This is a genomic window from Streptomyces sp. NPDC047974, from assembly GCF_040653375.1.
Lineage (GTDB): Bacteria > Actinomycetota > Actinomycetes > Streptomycetales > Streptomycetaceae > Streptomyces.
Map to the genome: position 1 here is coordinate 35,137 of NZ_JBEZNU010000038.1, position 21,577 is coordinate 56,713.

Annotated in this window: 15 protein-coding genes; 14 read left to right on the forward strand and 1 reads right to left on the reverse strand. The window is 73.9% G+C overall.

Going from position 1 to position 21,577, the window contains the following annotated elements; all coding sequences use genetic code 11:
* Positions 1–78 precede the first annotated feature (78 nt).
* The 7 genes from AB0E19_RS33985 (at position 79) to AB0E19_RS34015 (ending at position 8,268) form a co-directional block, all read left to right on the forward strand.
* Positions 79–1,761, forward strand: a complete 1,683-nt coding sequence (locus AB0E19_RS33985) for an ABC transporter substrate-binding protein (protein ID WP_362187395.1) — start codon at positions 79–81, stop codon at positions 1,759–1,761.
* Complete coding sequence (locus tag AB0E19_RS33990) at positions 1,758–2,717, forward strand: ABC transporter permease (protein ID WP_362187398.1); 960 nt, start codon at positions 1,758–1,760, stop codon at positions 2,715–2,717. Before AB0E19_RS33985 ends, AB0E19_RS33990 begins: the two co-directional genes overlap by 4 nt.
* Positions 2,714–3,568, forward strand: coding sequence for an ABC transporter permease (locus tag AB0E19_RS33995; protein WP_362187401.1), 855 nt, complete (start codon positions 2,714–2,716; stop codon positions 3,566–3,568). The genes AB0E19_RS33990 and AB0E19_RS33995 overlap by 4 nt, the downstream gene beginning before the upstream one ends.
* The gene (locus AB0E19_RS34000; protein ID WP_362187404.1) at positions 3,565–4,560 is read left to right on the forward strand and encodes an ABC transporter ATP-binding protein; all 996 of its coding nucleotides are present in this window, start codon (positions 3,565–3,567) and stop codon (positions 4,558–4,560) included. The genes AB0E19_RS33995 and AB0E19_RS34000 overlap by 4 nt, the downstream gene beginning before the upstream one ends.
* Positions 4,553–5,347 (forward strand): ATP-binding cassette domain-containing protein, encoded by a 795-nt coding sequence (locus AB0E19_RS34005; RefSeq protein WP_362187407.1) that lies wholly within the window; start codon positions 4,553–4,555, stop codon positions 5,345–5,347. Before AB0E19_RS34000 ends, AB0E19_RS34005 begins: the two co-directional genes overlap by 8 nt.
* Before the next feature lie 186 nt (positions 5,348–5,533).
* Positions 5,534–6,985: a cytosine permease gene (locus tag AB0E19_RS34010; protein ID WP_362187411.1), complete on the forward strand. Its 1,452-nt coding sequence runs from the start codon at positions 5,534–5,536 to the stop codon at positions 6,983–6,985.
* Positions 6,986–7,101: 116 nt separating this feature from the next.
* Positions 7,102–8,268 (forward strand): agmatine deiminase family protein, encoded by a 1,167-nt coding sequence (locus AB0E19_RS34015; protein ID WP_362187414.1) that lies wholly within the window; start codon positions 7,102–7,104, stop codon positions 8,266–8,268.
* Between the two features lie 101 nt (positions 8,269–8,369).
* Here the strand turns inward: AB0E19_RS34015 and AB0E19_RS34020 are convergent, their stop codons facing one another.
* Positions 8,370–10,583: an MMPL family transporter gene (locus tag AB0E19_RS34020; RefSeq protein WP_362187417.1), complete on the reverse strand. Its 2,214-nt coding sequence runs from the start codon at positions 10,581–10,583 to the stop codon at positions 8,370–8,372.
* A 326-nt stretch (positions 10,584–10,909) separates the two neighbouring features.
* Between AB0E19_RS34020 and AB0E19_RS34025 the strand changes: the two genes are divergently transcribed.
* The 7 genes from AB0E19_RS34025 to AB0E19_RS34055 all read left to right on the forward strand — a co-directional run bounded on the left by AB0E19_RS34025 (position 10,910) and on the right by AB0E19_RS34055 (position 21,058).
* Positions 10,910–12,103 (forward strand): sensor histidine kinase, encoded by a 1,194-nt coding sequence (locus tag AB0E19_RS34025; RefSeq protein ID WP_362187421.1) that lies wholly within the window; start codon positions 10,910–10,912, stop codon positions 12,101–12,103.
* Positions 12,100–12,777, forward strand: coding sequence for a response regulator transcription factor (locus AB0E19_RS34030; RefSeq protein WP_362187424.1), 678 nt, complete (start codon positions 12,100–12,102; stop codon positions 12,775–12,777). The genes AB0E19_RS34025 and AB0E19_RS34030 overlap by 4 nt, the downstream gene beginning before the upstream one ends.
* A 525-nt stretch (positions 12,778–13,302) precedes the next feature.
* Positions 13,303–16,317, forward strand: a complete 3,015-nt coding sequence (locus AB0E19_RS34035; protein ID WP_362187427.1) for an FG-GAP-like repeat-containing protein — start codon at positions 13,303–13,305, stop codon at positions 16,315–16,317.
* A 277-nt stretch (positions 16,318–16,594) separates the two neighbouring features.
* Complete coding sequence (locus AB0E19_RS34040) at positions 16,595–17,089, forward strand: VTT domain-containing protein (RefSeq protein WP_362187430.1); 495 nt, start codon at positions 16,595–16,597, stop codon at positions 17,087–17,089.
* 89 nt (positions 17,090–17,178) lie between these two features.
* Positions 17,179–20,370, forward strand: a complete 3,192-nt coding sequence (locus AB0E19_RS34045; protein ID WP_362187433.1) for a DEAD/DEAH box helicase — start codon at positions 17,179–17,181, stop codon at positions 20,368–20,370.
* 73 nt (positions 20,371–20,443) lie between these two features.
* Positions 20,444–20,662 (forward strand): hypothetical protein, encoded by a 219-nt coding sequence (locus tag AB0E19_RS34050; protein WP_362187436.1) that lies wholly within the window; start codon positions 20,444–20,446, stop codon positions 20,660–20,662.
* Between the two features lie 63 nt (positions 20,663–20,725).
* Positions 20,726–21,058, forward strand: coding sequence for a fic family toxin-antitoxin system, toxin component (locus tag AB0E19_RS34055; protein WP_362187439.1), 333 nt, complete (start codon positions 20,726–20,728; stop codon positions 21,056–21,058).
* The last annotated feature ends 519 nt before the right edge of the window (positions 21,059–21,577 follow it).

Below are 21,577 nucleotides of genomic sequence, written 5' to 3' on the forward strand. Positions count from 1 at the left end.
CCGACAACACCTCCTCCCCAGCGCAGCGCCCGCTCCTCCCCCCCGTACCCCTCACCGAAAGACAGCGCGACGATGACGATGACGATCACGACAGCGCCCTCCCCGCGTCGCAGACGCTTCTCCGGCCGGCGTGGCCGGAACGGCCGGGTCGGCCGGAGTGCCGCCGCGACCGCGGTCCTTTCCGCCCTCGCCCTGCTCGCCGCGTGCTCCGGCCCGCCGAAGGGCGGCGCGAGCGGTGTCGAGGCCCGGCTCTCCGCCTCCACGCCCCCCGCCCGCGCCGACATCGACTCCTTCACCTGGGCCCTCTACGCCGAGCCGCCGACCCTCGACCCCACGGTCGCCTTCGACTACCCGCAGAACACCGTCCTGGCCAACGTGTGCGAGAGCCTCATGCGCTGGACGCCGCAGCTCACCGTCGAGCCGGGGCTCGCCCGCGCGGCGGCCAACCCGGACCCGCGGACCTGGGTGTACGACCTGCGGGCCGGCGTGCGCTTCCACGACGGGCGGACCATGACCGCCGACGACGTCGTCTTCAGCCTGGGCCGGCAGACCGACCCCGAGAACGCCGCGGCCTGGGCGCAGGTCTTCCAGAACGTCGCCTCCATCCGCGCGACCGGCCCCCTCCAGGTCACCGTCCGCCTCAAGCGGCCCGACTCCCAGTTCCCGCAGTACATGGCCACCGCCGCCGGCGTCGTCGCCTCGAAGGCGGGCGTCCAGGCGGCGGGCAGGGACTACGGCACCACCGGCGGCCTCGCCTGCACCGGGCCCTTCGAGCTCGGCGCCTGGCAGAAGGGCCAGTCCATCGAGCTGAAGCGGTTCGACGGCTACTGGGGAACCCGGGCCAAGGCGAGGAAGGCGGTCTTCCGCGTCCTCACCGACCCGTCCGCCCGCACCAACGCCCTGCTCAGCGGCGAGATCGACGGCGGCTACCTCATCCCCACCGAGAGCTACGCCCGGCTGAGGGCCTCCGGTGTCGGCACCCTCTACTTCGGCGAGGGCCTCAGCACCGTCAACGTCAACATCACGAACATGAAGGGCGCGCTCGGTGACGTCCGCGTCCGCCGCGCCCTCTCCCTCGCCCTCGACCGCTCCGGCTTCGTCAAGGCCGGGCTCGGCGGTGCCGGCACCGCCACCGGCTCCCTCACCACCCGCGCGGCCTGGGCCGCCGCACCGGAGAGCGCCCTCAGGAAGGCCTTCGACGGGCTTCCGCCCACCGAGCCGGACATCGAGAAGGCCAAGGCCCTGATCGCGGAGGCCGGTGCCACCGGCAAGACCCTGACCATGGTCACCAGCCCCATCGGCCAGGACGTCTCGCTCCTCGCGACCGCCGTCCAGGCGGCCGGCACGCGGATCGGCCTCGACATCCGCCTCAAGACGGTCTCCCCGAACGCCTTCACCGCGCTCTTCACCGACCCCGAGGCGCGCGAGGGCGTCGACATGTTCCCGCTCACGATCTACAACTCGATCACCGACCCGCTCGACCTCCTCACCAACTTCAAGACCGGCGCCTACCTCAACTACGGGGGCCACAGCGACCCTCGGTACGACGAACTCGTCGACCGGGCCTCCGCCGCGTACGACCCCGCGGCGCGCATGGAGGCCGAGGCCGAGCTCAACCGCATGGCCGCCGAGCGGTTCCTGTGGATCCCCGTCGCCGAGTGGCCCACCTCGGTCTTCCTCAACAAGAGGATCACCGGCGCCCCCACGACCATCTCGTACATGTACGGGCCGTGGGCCGCCTCCGTGGGGGCCGCGCGGTGAGCTTCCTCCGCTTCGCCGTACGCCGCGTGGCGGAGATGGCCGCGACCCTCCTCGCCGCCTCCTTCGTGGTCTTCGGCGCCCTGTACCTCGCCCCGGGCAGCCCGGCGAGCTTCCTGCTCGCCGGCCGCTCGGCCTCGCCCGAGGCGCTGGCCGCGGTCAACGCCCAGTACCACCTGGACGACCCCTTCGCCGTCCGCTACCTCAGCTGGCTCGGGGACATGATCCAGGGCGACTTCGGGCGCTCCCTGACCTACCGCACCGACGTCTCGCGCCTCCTGGCCGACCGGCTGCCGACCACCCTGCTCCTGATCGGCATGGCGCTCGTCGTGGTCGTGGCCGTCGGCCTGTTCCTCGGCCGGCTCTCCGCCGTCCGCGGCGGCGCCACCGACACCGCCGTCCTGGTCGGCACGACCTTCGCCGTCGGCACCCCGTCGTTCGTCGCCGCCGTGCTGCTCCAGGGCGTCTTCGCCGTGAAGCTCGGCTGGTTCCCCAGCAGCGGCGCCGGCGACGGCCTCCTCGACCGGGTCCGTCACCTCACCCTGCCCGCGATCGCCCTCGCGCTCTACCTGATCGGCATGCTCGCCCGCGTCACCCGCTCCGCCATGCTCGACGCCCTCGACAGCGAGCACGTCACCGTCGCCCGCAGCAGGGGCGTCCCCGAGCGCCACGTCATCCGCCGCCACGTCTTCCGCAACGCGCTGGGCACCGTCCTCACCACCGGCGGACTCATCGTCTCCACCCTGCTCGTCTGCACGATCCTCGTGGAGACCGCCTTCAGCATCGGAGGCGTCGGCCAACTCCTGGAACTGTCCACCTCCACCAAGGACTTCCCGACCGTCCAGGCCATCTCCTTGATCATCGTCGCTCTCTTCATGACCGTGAACCTGATCGTCGACCTGCTGCTGCCCCTGGTCGACCCGCGGATCACGCTCGGATCGAGGAGCTCCTCCGCATGACCGCCGTCCTCACCCGCAGGCCCGGCCTCGCCCGGCTGCGCACCACCCGGTCCCCGCTCCACCTGCTCTGCCTCGGCTTCGTCGGCCTCGTCACCGCCGCCGCCCTGCTCGCGCCCTGGATCGTCCCGTACGACCCCCACGCGGTCGACCTCGGCAACGCGCTCGCGGGCCCGTCCGCCGCGCACCCGCTCGGTGCCGACGCCGCCGGCCGCGACACGCTGTCCCGGCTGCTGCTCGGCGCCCGCACCTCGCTCCTCGGGCCGCTGGGCGTCGTGCTCTTCTCCACGCTCGCCGGCCTCGCGATCGGCATGGCGGCGGCCTGGCGCGGCGGCTGGCTCGACTCCGTCCTGTCCCGCTCCACCGAACTCGTCTTCGCGTTCCCCGGCATGCTGCTCGCGATCCTGATCATCTCGATCCACGGCGAAGGGCTGCTCGCCCCCGTCGTCGCGCTGTCGCTCGCCTACCTGCCCTACGTCAGCCGGCTCACCCGCTCGCTCGTCCTCGCCGAACGCGCCCGGCCCTACGTGAGCGCCTACCGGGTCCAGGGCCACTCGGCGCTCCAGATCTGCCTGCGCCACATCCTGCCCAACATCGCCCCCGTCGTCCTCGCCCAGTCCACCATCAACTTCGGCTACGCGCTCATGGACCTGGCCGGCCTGTCCTTCCTCGGCCTCGGCGTCCCCGCCCTCACCCCCGACTGGGGCCGCATGGTGTTCGACGGACAGACCGCGATCCAGCACGGCTACCCGCTCTCCGCGGTACTGCCCTGCGTGTTCATCGTGCTGACCGTCGTCGCCTTCAACGTCGTCGGCGAGCGCTGGGCCGACCGCGTCGCCAGGAGAGACCGATGACCCCCACGAAACCCCCGCACGCGCTCGACGTCCAAGGACTGCGGGTCACCCTGCCCGGCACCGCCCGCCCCGTCCTCGACGGCGTCGACCTGCACGTCGCCGCCGGCGAGACCGTCGCCCTCGTCGGCGAGTCCGGCTCGGGGAAGTCCCTCACCTCGCGCGGCGCCCTCGGCCTGCTGCCGCCCGGCGCCGCCGTCGAGGGCCGGATCCGCGTCCGCGGCCACGACGTCCTCGCCATGAAGGCCGAACAACTGCGGGCCCTGCGCACCGGCACCGTCGCCATGGTCTTCCAGGACCCCCGGGCCGCCCTCAACCCGATGCGCCGCATCGGCGACTTCCTCACCGAGAGCGTCACCCTCACCCGGACCATGAACCGGGCCGACGCCACCGCCCGCGCCGTCGAACTGCTCCGCGCCGTAGGCCTGGACGACTCCGCGCTGCGCAAGTACCCCGGCCAGGTCTCCGGCGGCATGCTGCAACGCGTCATGATCGCCGCCGCGCTCATGGGCGACCCCGAGCTGCTGCTCGCCGACGAGCCCACCACCGCGCTCGACGTCACCACCCAGGCCGAGGTCATCGCCCTCCTCGCCGAGCTGCGCGCCCGCTTCGGCACGGGGCTGCTCCTCGTCACCCACGACCTCGACCTCGCGGCGGCCGTCAGCGACCGCGTCCACGTCATGTACGCCGGCCGGATCGCGGAGAGCGGCCCCGCCGACGCCCTCTTCGCCCGGCCCCGGCACCCGTACACCGCCGCCCTGCTGGCCTCCACCCCCCGCCTCGAAGCCCCCGGCGGCCGGCTCGCCGCCATCGACGGCCAACCCCCCGACCTGCGGCGGGAGTCGAGCGGCTGCCCGTTCGCCGCCCGCTGCCCCCTCGCCACGGAGCTCTGCGCGCGGCAGGCGCCCGAACCGAGGTCCGCGCCCGGCCTCCCGGACCACCGGGCCGCCTGCCACCACACCGACCGGCTCGAAGGGAGCCCCGCCGATGCCTGAGCCCGTCCTGGAGGCCGTAGGCCTCCACCGCGCCTACGGGAGCGTCCAAGCCGTCGACGACGTCTCCTTCGTCCTCCCCGAGGGCGGATCCCTCGGCATCGTGGGGGAGTCCGGCTCGGGCAAGACCACCACCGCCCGCATCGTCGTCGGCCTGGAGCGGGCCGACGCCGGAGACGTACGGATACGGGGCCGGGCCCGGGCCGGCGGCCGCGGCCGGGCCCGGCGCCTGGCCCGCGCCCGCGAGGTCCAGATGGTCTTCCAGGACCCGTACCTCTCCCTCGACCCCCGCACCAGCGTCGAACAGGTGCTGCGCGAGACCCTGGGCCTGCACTTCCCCGGCACCGACCACGACCGGCGCGTCCGCGAACTCCTCGACCAGGTCGGCCTCGGCACCCGGGCCGCCGACGCCCGCCCCCGGCAGCTCTCCGGCGGACAGCGGCAGCGGGTCGCCATCGCCCGCGCCCTCGCCGTCGAACCGGCCGTCCTCGTCCTCGACGAGGCCGTCGCCGCCCTCGACGTCTCCGTCCAGGCCCAGATCCTCAACCTGCTCGCCGACATCCGCGAACAGACCCGGATCGGCTACCTGTTCATCACCCACGACCTCGGCGTGGTCCGCTGCGTCACCGACGACGTCATCGTCATGCGCCGGGGAAGCGTCGTCGAAGCCGGACGCACCGCCGAGGTGCTCGCCGCCCCCGAACACCCCTACACCCGGCTGCTGCTGGAATCCGTACCCCGCCCCGGCTGGGACCCCGCCGCGATCGCGGCCGCCCGCCGCGCCCTCTGACCCTGGGAAAGGGGGGGCGAGGGCGGGCGCCGACGACGGAATCCGCACCGAAAACCCGGTCGATTCCTTACGTCCAAGGGATTGACTGAAATTTAAGTCAGTTCCTACGGTGTCTCCATCCGAGCGGCGCCCGACGTCCCTCACGGCCCGCCGGATTCGTGGAAGCACCCGTGAACAGGAGCCCGCATGGGGCCAGTTGCCTCGCAGACGAATGATCCCGCCCCCCTCGCCGGGATCGAGCAGCACTCGATCGACTGGGTGCCCCTCCCGGAACGGCACGGCAAGCCGTCCGACGTGGGAGCCATCTGGTTCGTCGGCAGCCTCAACCTCACCGGCCTGGCGACCGGCGTCGTGACCCTCTCGCTCGGGGCCTCGCTGGTCTGGACGGTCGTCGCCACCGTCCTCGGCTCCCTCTTCGGCACGTTCTTCATGGCCTTCCACTCGGCCCAGGGACCGCAGCTGGGGCTTCCCCAACTCGTCCAGTCCCGGCCCCAGTTCGGCTATCTGGGAGCCGCGCTCACGGTCTGGGTGTTCGCCCTGGTGAACTACGTCGCCTTCAACACCTCCGACGCCCTGCTCTCCGGCCAGGCCATGAACCTGCTCACCGGGATGCCGAACACCGTCGGCTACCTCCTGGCCGCCGGCCTCGCGACCGTGATCGCCCTTTTCGGATACGAGTGGATCCACCGCATCAACGGCTGGCTCACCTGGCCGTTCGTCGTGATCACCGCGGCCGTCACGGCGGCCGCCCTCTTCGGCGGCGGTCTGCCCGACGGCGTCTGGGAGCCGGGTCCCTTCGAACTCTCCCCGTTCATGCTCGTGTTCGTTTTCGTCGCCGGCTTCCAGCTCGGCTGGGCGCCGTACGTCTCCGACTACTCGCGCTACCTCAGACCCGACGTCCCGGTCCGCAGCACGTTCTGGTGGACCTACCTGCCGAGCGCGGTCTCCGGCATCTGGGTCTTCGTCCTCGGCGCGGTCGTCTCGGCCGGCGCCCCCGAGGGCACCGACCCGGTGACCGCCCTCAAGCTGGCGGCGGACCGCCTGTTCGACGGCTTCGGGACCGTCGCGGTCGTCGTCCTGCTGGTCGGACTGCTCTCCATCATGGCCATCAACCAGTACGGCGGCAGCCTCACCATGATCTCGATCATGGACTCGTTCCGCCCGGTCAAGCCGACGCGGAGGCTCCGGGTCGTCACCATCGGCATCATGCTGGCCGCCGTCGGCGCCGTCTCCACCCTCGTCGGCATCGACCGGTTCACCTGGTTCTTCGCCAACGTCGTGGTGGTCCTGACCTACCTCTTCATCCCGTGGACGGCCATCAACCTGGTCGACTTCTTCTTCGTCCGGCGCGGCCAGTACGTCGTCAAGGAGATCTTCAACCCCCGCGGGATATACGGCCGGTGGGGCTGGCGCGGCAACCTCGCCTATGCGATCGGCCTCGTCTGCATGGCCCCCTTCATGGTCATCACCGGCCTCTTCGTCGGCCCCGCCGCGCGGCTCCTCGGCGGCGTGGACTGCTCACTCCTCGTCGGCCTCCCCGTGGCCGGCGGCCTCTACTGGGCCTTCGCCCGGAGCCTCGACCTGGCCACCGAACGCCGGCTGGTCCGGGAGGAGGGACTCCTGGGCCGCCTCCACTGACGGCACGACGACACGACGACACCTCCGCACGGAGGGCCCCGCACCCGCGTGCCCCGGGGATCCCCACGATCCCCGCGATCCCCGCGTACAGACCCCTCGCACAGAAGGAGCACCACGTGAAGAACGCACACGACGGCGACCGGCCGGGCCTCAGCCGCCGGTCCCTGCTCGCCCGCACCGGAGCGGTCGCGGCCGCCCTGGCGGCGGGACCGGTCCTCGGCGCCCAGCCCGCGATGGCCGCCTCCTGGCGCGTACCGGGAGAGGACGAGACGCACCGCAGGACCTGGATGGCGTGGCCGTCCAGCTACACGATCTGGGGCAGCGCCCTCTCCAAGATCCAGGCCGACATCGCCAAGCTCGCCAGGGAGGTCGCCAGGTACGAGCCCGTCATCATGTGCGCGGACGGTTCCACCGCCGCCTCGCAGGCCAGGAGCGCCTGCGGCTCCACGGTCACGGTGACCGGTTCCCTCCCGGTCTCCGACTGCTGGATGCGCGACACCGGTCCGCTCTTCCGCGTCGACGACGCCGGCGGCCTCGACTCCTTCGGCCTGAACTTCAACGCCTGGGGCGAGAACGCCACCCGCTTCTACGGCATCCCCGCCTCCGCCTACGACAAGGACCGCGTCCTCGCCCAGCGCGTCGCCTCCTACGCCGGCGTCCCCTTCGCGGCGTCGTCCGTGGTCGGCGAGGGCGGCGGAGTCGAGTACGACGGCGACGGCACCCTGATGGCCACCGAGAGCTGCTGGGTGAACCCCAACCGCAACCCCGGCAGGACCCGCGCCCAGATCGAGGCGGAACTGCTCGCCCGCTTCGGCGCCACCAAGATGATCTGGCTGCCGGGCGTCACGGGACAGGACGTCACCGACGGACACATCGACGGCACCGCCCGCTACATCAGGCCCGGCGTCGTGATGGTGCAGCTCGCCGGAGCCGTACGCCCGGACGTCTGGACCGAGAACGCCCGGGCGATGCGCGACGTCCTGGTCAACGCCACCGACGCCCGGGGCCGCCGCCTCCAGGTCCTCACCATCGAGGGCCCCGACACGCTGCCCCGCATCCCCTCGGGCCGGCGGGCGGAGTTCCTCAGCTCCTACATGAACTGGACGGTGACCAACAGCGCGATCATCACCACCCAGTTCGGCGACACGGCCAAGGACGCGGCCGCCAAGTCGGCCATCGCCGCCGCCTACGGCCGGCCCGTCGTCCAGCTCAACCTCGACAACCTCTACGGCAACGGCGGCGGAGGCGCCCACTGCGTGACCATGCAGGAACCCGCCCGCTGAGCCCCCGGCCGCCGAACGGCTCCGCGCCCTCGCGGCACCACCCGTGAGACGGCCGCCCGGTCACCCGCGTGACCGGGCGGCCGCCCCGCACGGAAGGCCCGTCACAGCGGACGGGACGCCCCCTGGCCGACGGGGAGCACCGCGACGGAACCCGCCTCGTCCTTCCTGCTCCTCGCCCCACGCACCGGCCACCACATGGCCCGGCCCAGCAGCGCCGCGGCCGCCGGGACGAGCAGGAGCGACAGGACGAAGGCCGACAGGAGGATGCCCAGGGCCGTGGCGAAGCCCAGCTGGCGGGTGGAGGCGTCCGCGCCCACCGCCAGGCTGCCGAAGGAGGCCGCGAGGACCACACCGGCCGTGGCGACGGCCGGGGCCGTGTGCCGCACCGCGCGGGCCACGGCCGCGCGGACCGGGCCCCCGTCGGCCGTCTCCTCCCGCAGGCGGTCGCCGACGAGGATGTTGTAGTCGGTGCCCAGCGCCACGACGAACAGGAAGAGCACCAGCGGCAGGACGAAGTTCACGCCCGGCGCACCGCCGAGGTGCTGGAAGACCAGCGCGGAGGCGCCGAAGGTCGCCGCGAAGCAGAGTCCGACCGACAGCATCAGCACCACCGGGGCGGCCACGCTGCGCAGCAGCACCACGAGGATCAGCGCGATCAGGGCCGCGGCCACCGGGAACACCGTCCGAAGGTCCCGGTCGACCGCGGTCGCCACGTCGGCGAACACCGCCGCGGTGCCGCCCACGTGCGGGGTCGTCCCGGCCGGCGCCGCCGCCCGCACGGCCTGGCGCACCGGTCCCGCCACGAGGTCCCGGGCGGGCTGGGACCGGGCGTCCACCGTCAGATAGGCGTCCAACCGGGCGGCGGTGCGGTCGGCGGCGAGCACCGGGGCGGCCACCTCGCCCACGCCGGCCACCCCGGACAGCGCCCGGCGCAGGGCCTCCAGCCCGGCGGGGTCCAGGGGGCGGCCGTCGTCGGCGGAGACGTACACCGTCGTCGGATCGGACACCCCCGGCGGCAGGACGCCGGCGATCTCCCGCGCCGTCGCGGCGGCCGCCGTGTCGCGCGGGGTGCCACCGGTGCCGAAGTCCATGCGGACGCCCACCGCGCCGACCGCGAGCGCGCCGAGCAGAGCGACCGACGCCACGAGCACCGGCAGGGGACGGCGCGCCACCAGCTCGCCGACACGGGCGGCCGCACCGGGCCGCCCGGCTTTCGAGAGGGTCCGCGAGGGCCAGAACATCCTCCGGCCGGTCACCGCCAGCAGCGCCGGCATCAGCGTCAGGCTCGCCACCAGCATCACGAGCACCGACACCGCCACCGAGGGGCCGAGCACCCGGAACTGCCCGAACGACGCCGTGCCGAGCGTCGCGAAGGCCGCCACGATCGTCAGCGCCGCCGAGGTGACCGCCATGCCCACCCGTCCGGCCACGTCCGCGGCCACCGCACGGTGGTGTGCCTCCGGCCGTCGGCGCAGCTCCTCGCGGAAGCGGAACAGCAGGAACAGGAAGTAGTCCACGCCGATGCCGATCAGCACGGTGCCGATCATGCCCGGGGTGCCCGGATCCAGCGCGAAACCGGTCAGGAGCGCCGCCCCCACGACCGTGCCGGTCGCGGCGCCGCCCACCACGGACACCGCGAACAAGGGGACGAACGCCGCCAGGACGCTGCGGAACACCACCACGTTGACCAGCACGATCAGCCCGACCATCACGAGGCCGACCACCGTCCGCGTGGTCTTCTCCGCGTCGGCGCGCTCCACCACGTCCGCCAGGCCCCCGGTGAACCCCGTGCGCAGCCCGGCCTCGCCGAACTCCCGCTGGGCCCGATCGTGGAAGACCCGGTACACGGCGTGCACGCCCGGGTCGGTGGAGTTGCCCCGCAGCCGTGCGCCGAGCAGCGCGAACGAACCGTCGGGGGCGGTCGTCACCAGCGCCACGCGGGGAACCTGGGAGTGGTCCTCGGACAGCCCCCGTATCTGCTCGTCCGTCCACGGCATCTCCACGCGCGCGGCGCTCAGTCCGCGCGCCACGTCCTCCACGCGCCGCCTGTCCGCGTCCTCCAGCGGCTTGCCGTCGCGACGCGCCACCAGCACCGTCACCGCCTCGGAGTCGGGCTCCGCGCCGAACTCCTCCCGGGCGATCCGCAGCGCCGCGGCCGCGTCGTACTCCGGCGGCAGGAAGCCGGCGCTGTCGGTCTGCGTCACGCGGAAGACGAGAGCCTGGCCCATGATCGTCAGGAAGACGCCGAGCACCCCCCACACGGCGATGACCCGCCATGGTCTGCGGGTCGAGAATCCGGTCAGGGCGCGGATCACGGGAGCCTCCGGGAAGGGGTGAGGGCGGAGGGGGAGCCGCGGGACCGCGGAGGTCCGGGCCGCTCCCCGTGCCGGGTCGTTCCGGCACGCGTCCAGCACATCAGCGGCCCACGGCCCGCACCTCGGAGCCGGGGAGGAGAAACCGGCTGGGAGCACGGGCCCGCACCGTCCGGCGGCTGGGAGCCTGCTCCTGGTCCCGGCTCCCTCCCGGTCCCGACGCCCCGGACCCCGGGCACCGGCACCATGGGAGACTCGGTGGACGAACCGCAGGTCATCGGGGTGCCGCGGCGGCTCCGGGGAGAGCGTGGACGGGCAGGGGGCCTGAGATGGGACGGCGGGCGGACGAGACGCTCCCCGACGGGACCGGGGCGGGGAGCCGGCGCGGAAGGACGGGACCGTGGAGCCGGCACGACGGACTCGTCGCCGCCGGCGCAGCGGCCGTCGACCTCGTGGGCTTCACCGTCACCAGCCAGATGGACCGGGGCCAGGTGCCGGTGGCCGGGTGCCTGCTCGTGGTCGCCGCCTCGCTGTTCCTGCCGGCGCGCCGCCGCGCGCCCCTGTGCGTCCTCGCGGGCGTCCTCGCGGCGAACCTGGCGCTCACCTGGACCGGTTCGGTCGGCCAGCACTACGGGGCGGCCACCATCGTGGCCCTCTACACCGCGGTACGCCACCACCGTCCCGCGGTCGGCGCCGCGGCCGTCGCCGGCTGCGTCGCGGTGCTCCAGTTCGCGCGTCCGGGACTGCCCGCGCCCTCCCTGACGGAGCTCGTCGCCAACGTCGCGTCCGCGCTGCTGGTGGCCGCCGCCGCCGTCGTGGCCGGCCGCCGGCAGCGCGGAGCGGAGGCCCAGCGGCGGCTGCTCGCCGAGCGGGCCGTCTCCGAGGAACGGCGCCGCATCGCACGGGAACTGCACGACATCGTCGCCCACCACCTGACGACGATGCAGCTGCTCGCCGGAGGCGCCCGGGCCAACCTCGACCGGTCCCCGGAGGCGGCCCGCGAGGCGCTCGTCACCCTGGAGGGCTCCGGCCGCACCGCCCTGCGCGAGATGCGCCACCTCCTCGACGTGCTCCGGGCCGACGACGGGGACGACGAGGGCGAGCCGACCGCGCCGCAGCCCGGCGTCGGGGACCTCGACCGCATCGTCGGGGACAGCCGCCGCGCGGGCCTCCCCACCACCCTCACCACCGACGGCGACCCGCGGTCGCTGCCGCCCGGGGTCGCGCTCACCGTCTTCCGCGTCGTCCAGGAGGCCCTCACCAACGCCCGTCGGCACGCGGGCGACGGCGCGCACGTCGACGTGCGGCTGTCCTTCGCCGCCCACGAGGTGCGGATCACCGTCACCGACGACGGTCCGCGCCCCGGCCGTCCCCGGGTACGCGGCTCGGGCCACGGACTCATGGGGATGCGCGAACGCGTCGCCCTCCACGGCGGCACCCTGAAGGTCGGGCCGGAGGGCGACGGGTTCGCCGTGCGGGCCCGACTGCCGCTGCCGGCCGACCGCCAGGAGGAGTACGCGTGAGCGCGACCGTGAAGGTCCTCATCGCCGACGACCAGCCGCTCGTCCGCCGCGGCCTCGCCCTGATGCTCGCCCCCGAACCCGGTTTCCAGGTCGTGGCCGAGGCCGCGGACGGCGCCGAGGCCGTCCGCCTCGCCCACGAGCACCGGCCCGACGTGGTCGTCATGGACATCCGCATGCCGGTCCTCGACGGCATCGCGGCGACCGAGCGGCTCACCGCCGAACTGCCGGACTGCCGGGTCCTGGCCCTGAGCACCTTCGACATGGACGAACACGTCGTGGGCGCCCTGAGGGCCGGGGCGTGCGGCTTCCTGCCCAAGGACATCTCGCCCGAGGACCTCGTCGCCGCCCTGCACGTGGTCCGCGACGGCGAGGCGATCCTCGCCCCGAGGCTCCTCACCCGGCTCATCTCCCGGCACGTCACCGCTCCGGACCTCCGGGCGACGCCCCCGCCGGCCCTCGGCGCCGAGGGGCTCACACCGCGGGAGCGGGAGGTGTGGCGGCTGATCGCCCGCGGTTCGGACAACGCGGAGATAGCCGACCGGCTCGGCCTGAGCGCCTCCACCGTGAAGAACCACATCACCGCCCTCTTCGCCAAGCTGCGGGTCCGCGACCGGGCCCAGGCGGTCATCGCCGCCTACGAGACGGGCCTGGTGACGGCGGGCCGGGAGACCTGAGCCACCGGACGGACCGGGACGCGGCCCGCCCGGCCCCGGCGCCCGCGGCCGATCGCCGGACGTCGTACGAGCCTCGTACAGGCCTCGTACTGGCGTGGTCCGGGCGCCATACGGACGCGTACGGGGGTGGTCCGGGCGCCATACGGACGCGTACGGGGGTGGTCGGGGCTTCGTACGGACGCCTGCGGGGGTGGTCGGGGCGTCCTACGGACGCGTACAGGCGTGGTCGGGGCGTCGGCGCCGCTCGCCGAGAGGGTCACGCGCCCGGCCCCGCCGTCCGTCCCGCCGCCCGCGTTAGCGACACGCAAGCCGCGCGCCAGTGCCGGTGCGGAGGCTGGGGGCGGCAACGACCGGTCGCTCCGCGGGGGAGACGGCGCCCGCCGCGGTGGGCTGCGGCCCCGCGCGGCGGAGGCGTCCCCCACGGTCGGGTGCCGCACGAAGACTCCGCGGGCGACGGCCGCGGGCGCGCGCCGCGCCCCGGTGCGGCCGGCCGCCCCCACGACTCCCCTCCGGGAAGGACGCGCCTTGCCCAGATCCTCCGCTCCCCGACGAACGACCGGAGGGGCCCGGTTCCGCGACCGGCTCGTCCGGTCCCTCGCCGGTGCCACCGCCGTCGGAGCGCTGAGCGCCCTCGCCGTCGTCGTCGACGCGGCGCCCGCCGCCGCCGCGCCCGCCCCGGCGACCCGCTACTACGTCCAGAGCCTCGCCAACGGCAACAACCTGTCCGGGTCCGCGATCTACCCCATCGAGGTCCCGCTCGACGACCCGCTGACCACCCGTCCCCCGAAGGGCGACGAGGACAACCAGCAATGGGAGTTCCGGGCGCTCGACAACGGCGCCTACGAGATCGCGCTCGCCGGCGGCCGGGCCTGCGCGGGCCGCGACGGGGACTTCGTACGACTCCTCGGCTGCGGCGGCGCGGACACCGAGTGGTCCCTGTCGCACATCGGCGGCGACCGGTACCACGTCTACCGCCCCTCGGACGGCCGCCGCCTCACGGCGAACCCCGGCACCATCCACCAGGAGGCCACGCTCACCGGTGGAGACGCCAAGGAGACCGTCTGGTACCTCACCCCCGCCGACCCCGTCCGCAGCCCGATGCCGCCGGCCTCGGAGCGGACCTTCGACCAGATGACGTACCTGACGACGCACAACTCCATGAGCAACACGGAGCAGGACGCCGGGCACATCATCGCGCCCAACCAGCCGCACAGCATCCAGACGCAGCTGAACGACGGCGTCCGGGGCCTGATGATCGACGTGTACGACCAGGAGGGCCGGATCGTCCTCTGCCACAAGCCCGACTGCTCCACGGCGACCCGGCAGGCCATGACCGTCCCGATGGGCGAGATCGCGTCCTTCCTGCGGAGCCGTCCCGACCAGATCGTGACGCTCTTCATGGAGGACCACGTCAGCGGGGACCAGCTGCGCGCCGCGCTCGGCGGCCTGCTCGGCGAACGCAACGCCGACGGCACCGTGAAGACGGCCGGCACCCTCTCGGACCTCGTCTTCGACCCGCGCGAGTGGAAGGTGAAGGAGAACGGCTGGCCCCGGGTCCAGGACATGATCGACCGGAACAAGCGGCTCGTGATGTTCAGCCAGGGCGCCGACAAGGAGTCGCTCGGCATCCTCAACGACGACGAGTGGACGGTCGAGAACTACTGGTCCATGGGCCCCGGTCTCGGCTCCTCCGACTGGACCTGCCGCACCCGCTGGGACTCCGTCCCGCTGAGCCGCCAGGAGTACGCCCCCGAGGACACCGGCGCGGTGAAGCCCTACCGGCCGCTGTTCGTCATGAACCACTTCCGTGACGTGGCGATGGACCCGACGTACCGGAACGACAACGAGAAGCTGCAGAACCGGGCCGAGCGGTTCTGCATGCCCGCCGCCCGCAAGAAGCCCAACTTCCTCGCCATCGACCAGTACCGCGACGGCGACCCCATGGCCGCCGTGAACGCCCTCAACACCTACACCTACCGCGGCGAGCCCTTCACCGGACCCACCCCCACCCCGCCGCCCGGCCCCGCCCCGCTGCCGCCGCCGGTCCCCGGCGACCCGCAGTGGAAGGTCTCGCGCCTCGCCGTCATGCCCCTGGGCGACTCGATCACCCTGGGCGTCGGCAGCGGCACCAGGGACGGCTACCGCCCCGGGCTGTGGAACAGGCTCCAGGGGCACGGGACCACGATCGACTTCGTCGGCTCGCTGAGCGGCGGCACCCTCCCCGACACCGACCACGAGGGCCACTCCGGCTGGTTCATCGGCGGCATCCACGACAACATCGGGTCCTGGCTGTACCGGGCCCGGCCCAACGTGGTCACCCTGAAGATCGGCACCAACGACATCAACAAGAACGTCGACGTGGCGAACGCGCCGGCCCGGCTGAAGGCCCTCGTCGACCGGATCCGCGCCTCCGCCCCCGGCATCACCGTCGTCGTCGCCACCATCGTCCCCAACGCCGACAGCGCCGCGCAGGCCCGGGTCGTCGCCTACAACAACGCGGTCCGCGCCCTGGTCGCGGACTACCAGGCCCAGGGCGCGCACGTCGAGCTGGCCGACACCTCCGCGGTGACCACCGCCGACCTGAGCGACGGCCTGCACCCGAACGACACCGGCTACGCCAAGATCGCGACCGCGTTCTCCGAGGCCATCGCCCGCACCGCGGGCAAGGGCTGGATCGAGGAGAACGTCGTCGTCAAGCCCGCCCTGCCCGAGTCGACCAGCGTCGCCGACTCCGACGTCGACCTCGACGGCGACGGCCGCGCCGACTACGTGATCGTCGGCGCCAACGGCAGCACCCGCGCCTTCCTCAACAAGGCCGGCGCGAACGGGGCGATCACCTGGACCGACCTCGGGTACATCGCCACCGGCTCCTCGTCCTGGACCGGGAACCAGGTCCGCTTCGCCGACCTCGACGGCGACGGCCGCAGCGACTACCTGGTCGTCGGCGCCAACGGCGGCACCCAGGCGCTGCTGAACCGCGCGGGCGCCGGCGGCGCCATCACCTGGTCGAACATCGGGTACGTCGCCACCGGTTCGGCCGCCTGGACCGGCGGCCAGGTCCGCTTCGCCGACCTCGACGGCGACCGCCGCGCCGACTACCTCGCGGTCGGCTCCAACGGCAGCGTCCACGCCTACCGCAACGCCGGCACCGGCACCACCGTGACCTGGACGGACCTCGGCTTCATCGCCGCCGGCTCGACCGCCTGGACCGACTCCCAGGTCCGCTTCGCCGACTACGACGCCGACGGCCGCGCCGACTACGTCGTCATCGGCGACAACGGCAGCGCCCGGGTCCTCCTGAACAAGGGCGGCGACGGCCAGGGCGGCTGGGCCGACCAGGGCACCGTCGCCACCGGTTCGTCCACCTGGACGGGCCCGCAGGTCCGGATGACCGACCTCGACGCCGACGGCCGCGCCGACTACGTGATCGTCGGCGCCAACGGCAGCCTCCGCGCCTACCTCAACCGGAACGGCTGGGCCGACCAGGGCACCATCGCCACCGGCTCCTCCGGCTGGACGGCCGCGCAGATCCACATCTGACGCCGCCCGACCCGCACCCCCGCCCGCTGTCCCCGGCCGCACCACGGCCGGGGACAGCGGCGTTGTCACCGGCCAGGACACCGCCCCCGAGACGGCCTCGGGCGGTCGGTTAGGGTGGCCTATGTCGGGAGAGACCGAACGGGCAGAGGCGGACCGCAGGTGAGAGTCGGAGAGCGGGATCACGGCCTTCGACGGCCCACCACGGCGGGACGCGTCCGGCCCACCGGAGACGTGACGGGGACCGCGGCCCTCCGGCCGGCGGTCGGAGCGGAGTGTCGTGGATAAGGTCGCGCTCACCGCCGGCGCCCTGTACGTGATCGTGCTGCTGCGCGCCGGAGGGACGTTCGCCCTCGGCTGGCTCGCCGGGGCCGGCGCCCGGCGCAGCAGGCTCTCCGCGCGGTTCTCCTCGGAGCGGTTCCAGCGCGTCGAGCGGGCGATCCAGCGGTGGGGCGCGCCCGTGGTGGCCGTCTCCTTCCTGACCGTCGGCTTCCAGACCGCCGCCAACTTCCTCGCGGGCAGCATGCGCATGCCCCTGCCGCGCTACCTCCCGGCCCTGTTCCTCGGCGGAGCGGCCTGGGCGCTGCTCTACGCGACCGTCGGGATCGGGGTGCTCGACATGCTGGGCAGGGTGTTCGCGGGCAGTACGGCGCTCGGCGTCGCCGTGGTCGCCGCCCTCCTCCTCGCGGTGTGCGGCGTCGTGGCGTACCGAAAGCGGAAGTCGGCGCGGCCTGTCGCCGACACCGAGGCCGGCGGCCCGGCCCAGGAGGCCTGAACCTTCCCCCGCCGACCGGCCCGGCCCGGCCCGGCCCGGCCCGGTGAAATCGCCTGCGGGCGATGATCATGGGATGCGAGAGTCTCGTCATGCGCAGCGACGAGGCCGACGCCCAGGGATCCGTCATCGACCTGGCACGCGAACGGTGGGGAGTGACGCCCGGCGGCGAGTTCCCGGAGCGGTTCACCGAGCCGGGGTGGAGCTACGAGGCGGCCGTCGAGCGCCCCTGCCCCGTCTGCGCCGGCGCACTGCACGCCCTGCGCCGCCCGTACGAGTCCCAGGGCCGGACCTACCGGTACACGGCGCTCGTCTGCCCCGCCTGCCCCGCCGCCTTCACCCTCGCCGACCTGGGCGCGAAACGGTACGACGAACTGACCGGCACCGGGCGGAAGTCCGCGCGCCGATCCTCCGCCCGCCCGGACGGCGACCCGGTGCCCACCGTGCTCGTACGGGTCAGGGTCCCGGCACAGCAGCGCCCGGAACCCGGCCCCGGCTGGCCGGAGGACCTGCCCGAACCCGACGCCACCGAGCCGCGCGCCCTGCTGTGGTGCAAGGTCGCCGACCCCGCGTGGCGCCCGTCCGACGCGGCGCTCACCGCGGCCGAGGACGTACGGGTGATCCTCCCCGACGGCCCGGCGCACGAGCCCCTCCGCGCCTGGCTGGCGGAGCGGGGCGTCCCCTGCCGCGTCAGCCGCTACTGGGAGGAGACCGGCCGGGTCGGCACCGTCTCCGACACCGGGGGCCGTACGGACCTGGTCGCCGTCACGGCCGAGGGCGCGGCCCCCGCCGCCGGACCCTGGGCGGCCGCGGCCCGGGACGCCTTCGCCGCCCAGTGGGACGCCCTGGAGGACCTCCCCGACACCCGGGCGGAGAGCGGCGACGGAGGCGACGACGCGTACGTCCCCGTCGCCGACCTCGTGCCGGCCGAGTGGGCCGGCCTGCTGCCCCACCCGACCTTCAACCCGATGCAGGCCGCCGCCGTCCCCGCCGTCCTGGAGGACACCGGACACCTGGTCGTCGTCGCACCGACGGGCGCCGGGAAGACCCCGGTCGGGATGGTCGCCGCGCTGCGGGCGCACGCCCGGGGGCGCAAGGCCGCCTGGCTCGTGCCGCAGCGCTCCCTCACCGACGAGCTCGACCGCGAGCTGCGGCTGTGGCGGAGCCACGGGCTGCGGGTCGTGCGGCTGACCGGCGAGTCCGCCGTGGACACGGAGCTGATCCGCTCGGCCGACGTCTGGGTGGCCACCACCGAGAAGTTCGAGGCGATCTGCCGCACCGGCTCGCTGCGGGACGCGCTCGCGGAGGTCGGCTGCCTCGTCGTCGACGAGATCCACCTCCTCGGCGACCCGACGCGCGGAGCCGTCCTGGAGGCGCTGCTCACCCGCGTACGCGAGGACAGCGCGACCACCCGCATCGTCGGCCTCTCGGCGACGGTCGCCAACGCCGACGAGGTCGCCCGCTGGCTGGGCGCCCGCCTGGTCCGCACCGCCTGGCGGCCCACCCGGCTCACCTGGCAGCTGCCCCTCCTGCCGCAGACCGACGCGACCGACCGGGCGGCGCGGGCCGCCGCCCGCACCGACGCCGCCGTACGCATCGCCCGGCGGGTCACCGCGGACGGCGGCAGTGTCCTCGTCTTCTGCGGCAGCAAGCGCGGGGTGCGGATCACGGCGCTCGCCCTCGCCGCCGACCGCGGTGTGCCCACCGCGGGCGTGGACGCCGACGACCCCGAGGCCGTGGAGCGGCTCTGCACGAAGGCGGGGGTACGCCTCCACTACCGGGACTGGCCCTTCAAGCACGAGGCCGAACGGGCCTTCCGCGCCCGCGAGGCGGAGGTCCTCGTCGCCACCTCCACCGTCGCGGCAGGCGTCAACCTCCCCGCCCGCGCGGTCGTCGTCCGCGACACCACCCTCGGCCTCGACCGCGTCGAGGTGTCGATGGTCCAGCAGATGTTCGGCCGCGCCGGGCGCATCGGCGCCGGGGAACGCGAGGGCTGGGCCTTCCTCCTCGCCGACCCGGTGGAACGCCCGCACTGGCAGGCCCGGCTGGTCGCCGGATACACCGTGCGGTCCCGACTGGACGAGCACCTGGCCGACCACCTCCTCGCCGAGACCGTCCAGGACCGGGTGTCGACCGTCGAGGACGCGGAACGCTGGTGGGCCGGAACCTTCGCCGCCCATCAGGGACACGACAGCGTCGAACCCCTGCACCACGCCGCGCTGTTCCTCACCGCCGCCGGCTGCCTGCGCCCCGGCGCGGCGGAGAGCCGACTGGAACCCAGCGCGCTCGGCCGGCTGACCAGCCGCTTCATGGTCGACGCCGCCGTCGCCCACGACCTGGCGGCGGCGCTGCGCCGGGCCCCCGTGCCCGACGGCCCGCTCGCCGCCGAGCGGCTGCTCACGACCCTGCTCTGCGCCCATCTGCCGGTCCTGGGGCAGGCGCCGTTCACCGAGCGCGCGAAGGCAACCCTGCGCCGGGCCCTGCGCGAGACCGAGCAGGAGGGCGACGCCCCGGACGGGCTGCCGGACGACCCCTGGGGCCTGGGCCCGGCGGGGGAGGACGGGGCCGTCCAGGACGACGACGAGCGCCGGACGGAGCCCGGCGACCACGCCCGCGCGGTCCTCATGCTCGCCGCGACCCGCCCCCACCTGTTCCGCGGCCGCCGCCCGTACGTCCTCGGCATCCCCGTCGACTCCATGACCGGCATCCTGGACGAGGCCGAGCGCTACCTGGCCTGGCTCGGCGCACAAGGCCCCCTCGGCACCGTCCACCCCTGGGCCGCCGTCGTCGCCGCCGACCTCGCGGCGCGCATCCGCTGGCGCACCCTGGGCCCCGGCCGCGGCGCCGGACGGCTCCTCTGGATGTGCGAGCGCATGGCCACGGCCCCGCTGGCCCCCGCCCTCGTCCCCCGCATGTGGAGCGCCGCACGGGCGCGCGGCGTCGACGCACCCGACTGGCCCGGCACCACGCCGCCCGCCGACTGCGCCCTGCCCCCGGAGCGGTACCGCGCGCTGCTCGCCGAACGCGCCACCGGCACCCGCCTCACCGTCGAGGACGACACGGTCCGGGTGTCGGCCCCGCCGGGAACCGTGATCCGTCTGTGGAACGGCGCCACGACCACGCACCACCAGATCGACACCGACGGGACCACGCTGCCGCTCCCGCCCGCCGACCCGGCCGACCCGTCGGCGGGCCGCCACGGCGCGGCCGCCTTCACGCGCGGAGACCGGCTGGCGGCCGGCTGGCTCGACGCGTACACATCCGCCACATCCGCGCGCGCGTGAGCACCCGCCCCGAAGCGGACCCGGATCGTCAGGAACCCTCACCCGCCGGGTCCCGGGCCGCTACCGTGGTGCCATGGCACGGGAAATCCGCATAGAGATCAGCGACGAGGCGTACGCGGCGCTCCAGCGGGCCGCCGCCGAGCGCCACCTGGCCGCCGAGGACTACGCCGGCGACGTCCTGCACGCCGACCTCACCCGGTCCCGCTTCATCGAGGGCGCCCGCTCCTTCGTCCACGAGCACGGCGACGCCTTCGCCGCCCGGTACGGAGTCCGCCCCACCGGCGCCGCCTGACCGGGGGAGCGGCCCGTGACCGTCCACGTCGACCTGGCCTGGCTCCTCGGCATCGCGCAGAAGATGATCCCCAGCGATCCGGAGATCACCGACTGGGGCTCGCTCGAAGCCGCCCGCGCCCGCCACGCCTTCCACCTCATGGGCACGCCCGTCTACGACCTGCCGCACCACCGCGCGGCGGCCCTCCTCCACCAGCTCGTCCGCGTCCCCGCCCTGGAACACTCCAACGAGCTCTTCGCCGTCGCCGTGGCCGCCGCCTACCTCCATGCCTCCGGCCACCCGGTCGACGTCACCAGCGAGGACGCGATCGACCTCGTCGACCGCGTCCTGACCGGCGAGGCCGACGCCCGCGAGGTGGCCGCCACGCTGAAGACCTGGGCCGCACCGGACTCCTGAACCCACGCTTTCGCCGACATGCCGAATGCGGTGACCAGGAGTAGCGTCTCAGTCACCTGATGTATCCGTGGTGGGGAGTGTGGACCCCCACCTCGGAGTGGGGTTGACATGCGTTTTCCCGATACGTAATGTCCTCCGGGTTGTCCGACGTGAGCACCGACTCCGGTCGGCCCCGGACAGCCACTCCGCAAGATCCACACAGCCTGTCGGCTGCGATTCGTCGTGCCGACCTGCTTTTCGTGTGTTTCCAGCGGAATGAGGATTCGGAACTCCCGATTCGCTTCGGGGGCGGGGAATCCGCTAATGTCTCACTCGTCGGAACGGCCCAATCGGCCGCGAAGACAAACCCCGCTGACTGGGAATCAGACGCCGAAAGGATCTGATAGAGTCGGAAACGCCGGAAGGGCCCGGAGCGAAAGCGAAAGGGACCGGAAAGCGCCGAGGAAATCGGATCGGAAAGATCTGATAGAGTCGGAAACGAAGGAAGCGCCCGGAGGGCCTGGAAACAGGAACGAAGGA

Coding starts and splice junctions, on each gene's coding strand:
- AB0E19_RS33985 (WP_362187395.1), top strand. CDS start 79: ATGACGATCACGACAGCGCCCTCCCCGCGTCGCAGACGCTTCTCCGGC.
- AB0E19_RS33995 (WP_362187401.1), top strand. CDS start 2,714: ATGACCGCCGTCCTCACCCGCAGGCCCGGCCTCGCCCGGCTGCGCACC.
- AB0E19_RS34000 (WP_362187404.1), top strand. CDS start 3,565: ATGACCCCCACGAAACCCCCGCACGCGCTCGACGTCCAAGGACTGCGG.
- AB0E19_RS34005 (WP_362187407.1), top strand. CDS start 4,553: ATGCCTGAGCCCGTCCTGGAGGCCGTAGGCCTCCACCGCGCCTACGGG.
- AB0E19_RS34010 (WP_362187411.1), top strand. CDS start 5,534: ATGGGGCCAGTTGCCTCGCAGACGAATGATCCCGCCCCCCTCGCCGGG.
- AB0E19_RS34025 (WP_362187421.1), top strand. CDS start 10,910: ATGGGACGGCGGGCGGACGAGACGCTCCCCGACGGGACCGGGGCGGGG.
- AB0E19_RS34045 (WP_362187433.1), top strand. CDS start 17,179: ATGCGCAGCGACGAGGCCGACGCCCAGGGATCCGTCATCGACCTGGCA.
- AB0E19_RS34050 (WP_362187436.1), top strand. CDS start 20,444: ATGGCACGGGAAATCCGCATAGAGATCAGCGACGAGGCGTACGCGGCG.
- AB0E19_RS34055 (WP_362187439.1), top strand. CDS start 20,726: ATGATCCCCAGCGATCCGGAGATCACCGACTGGGGCTCGCTCGAAGCC.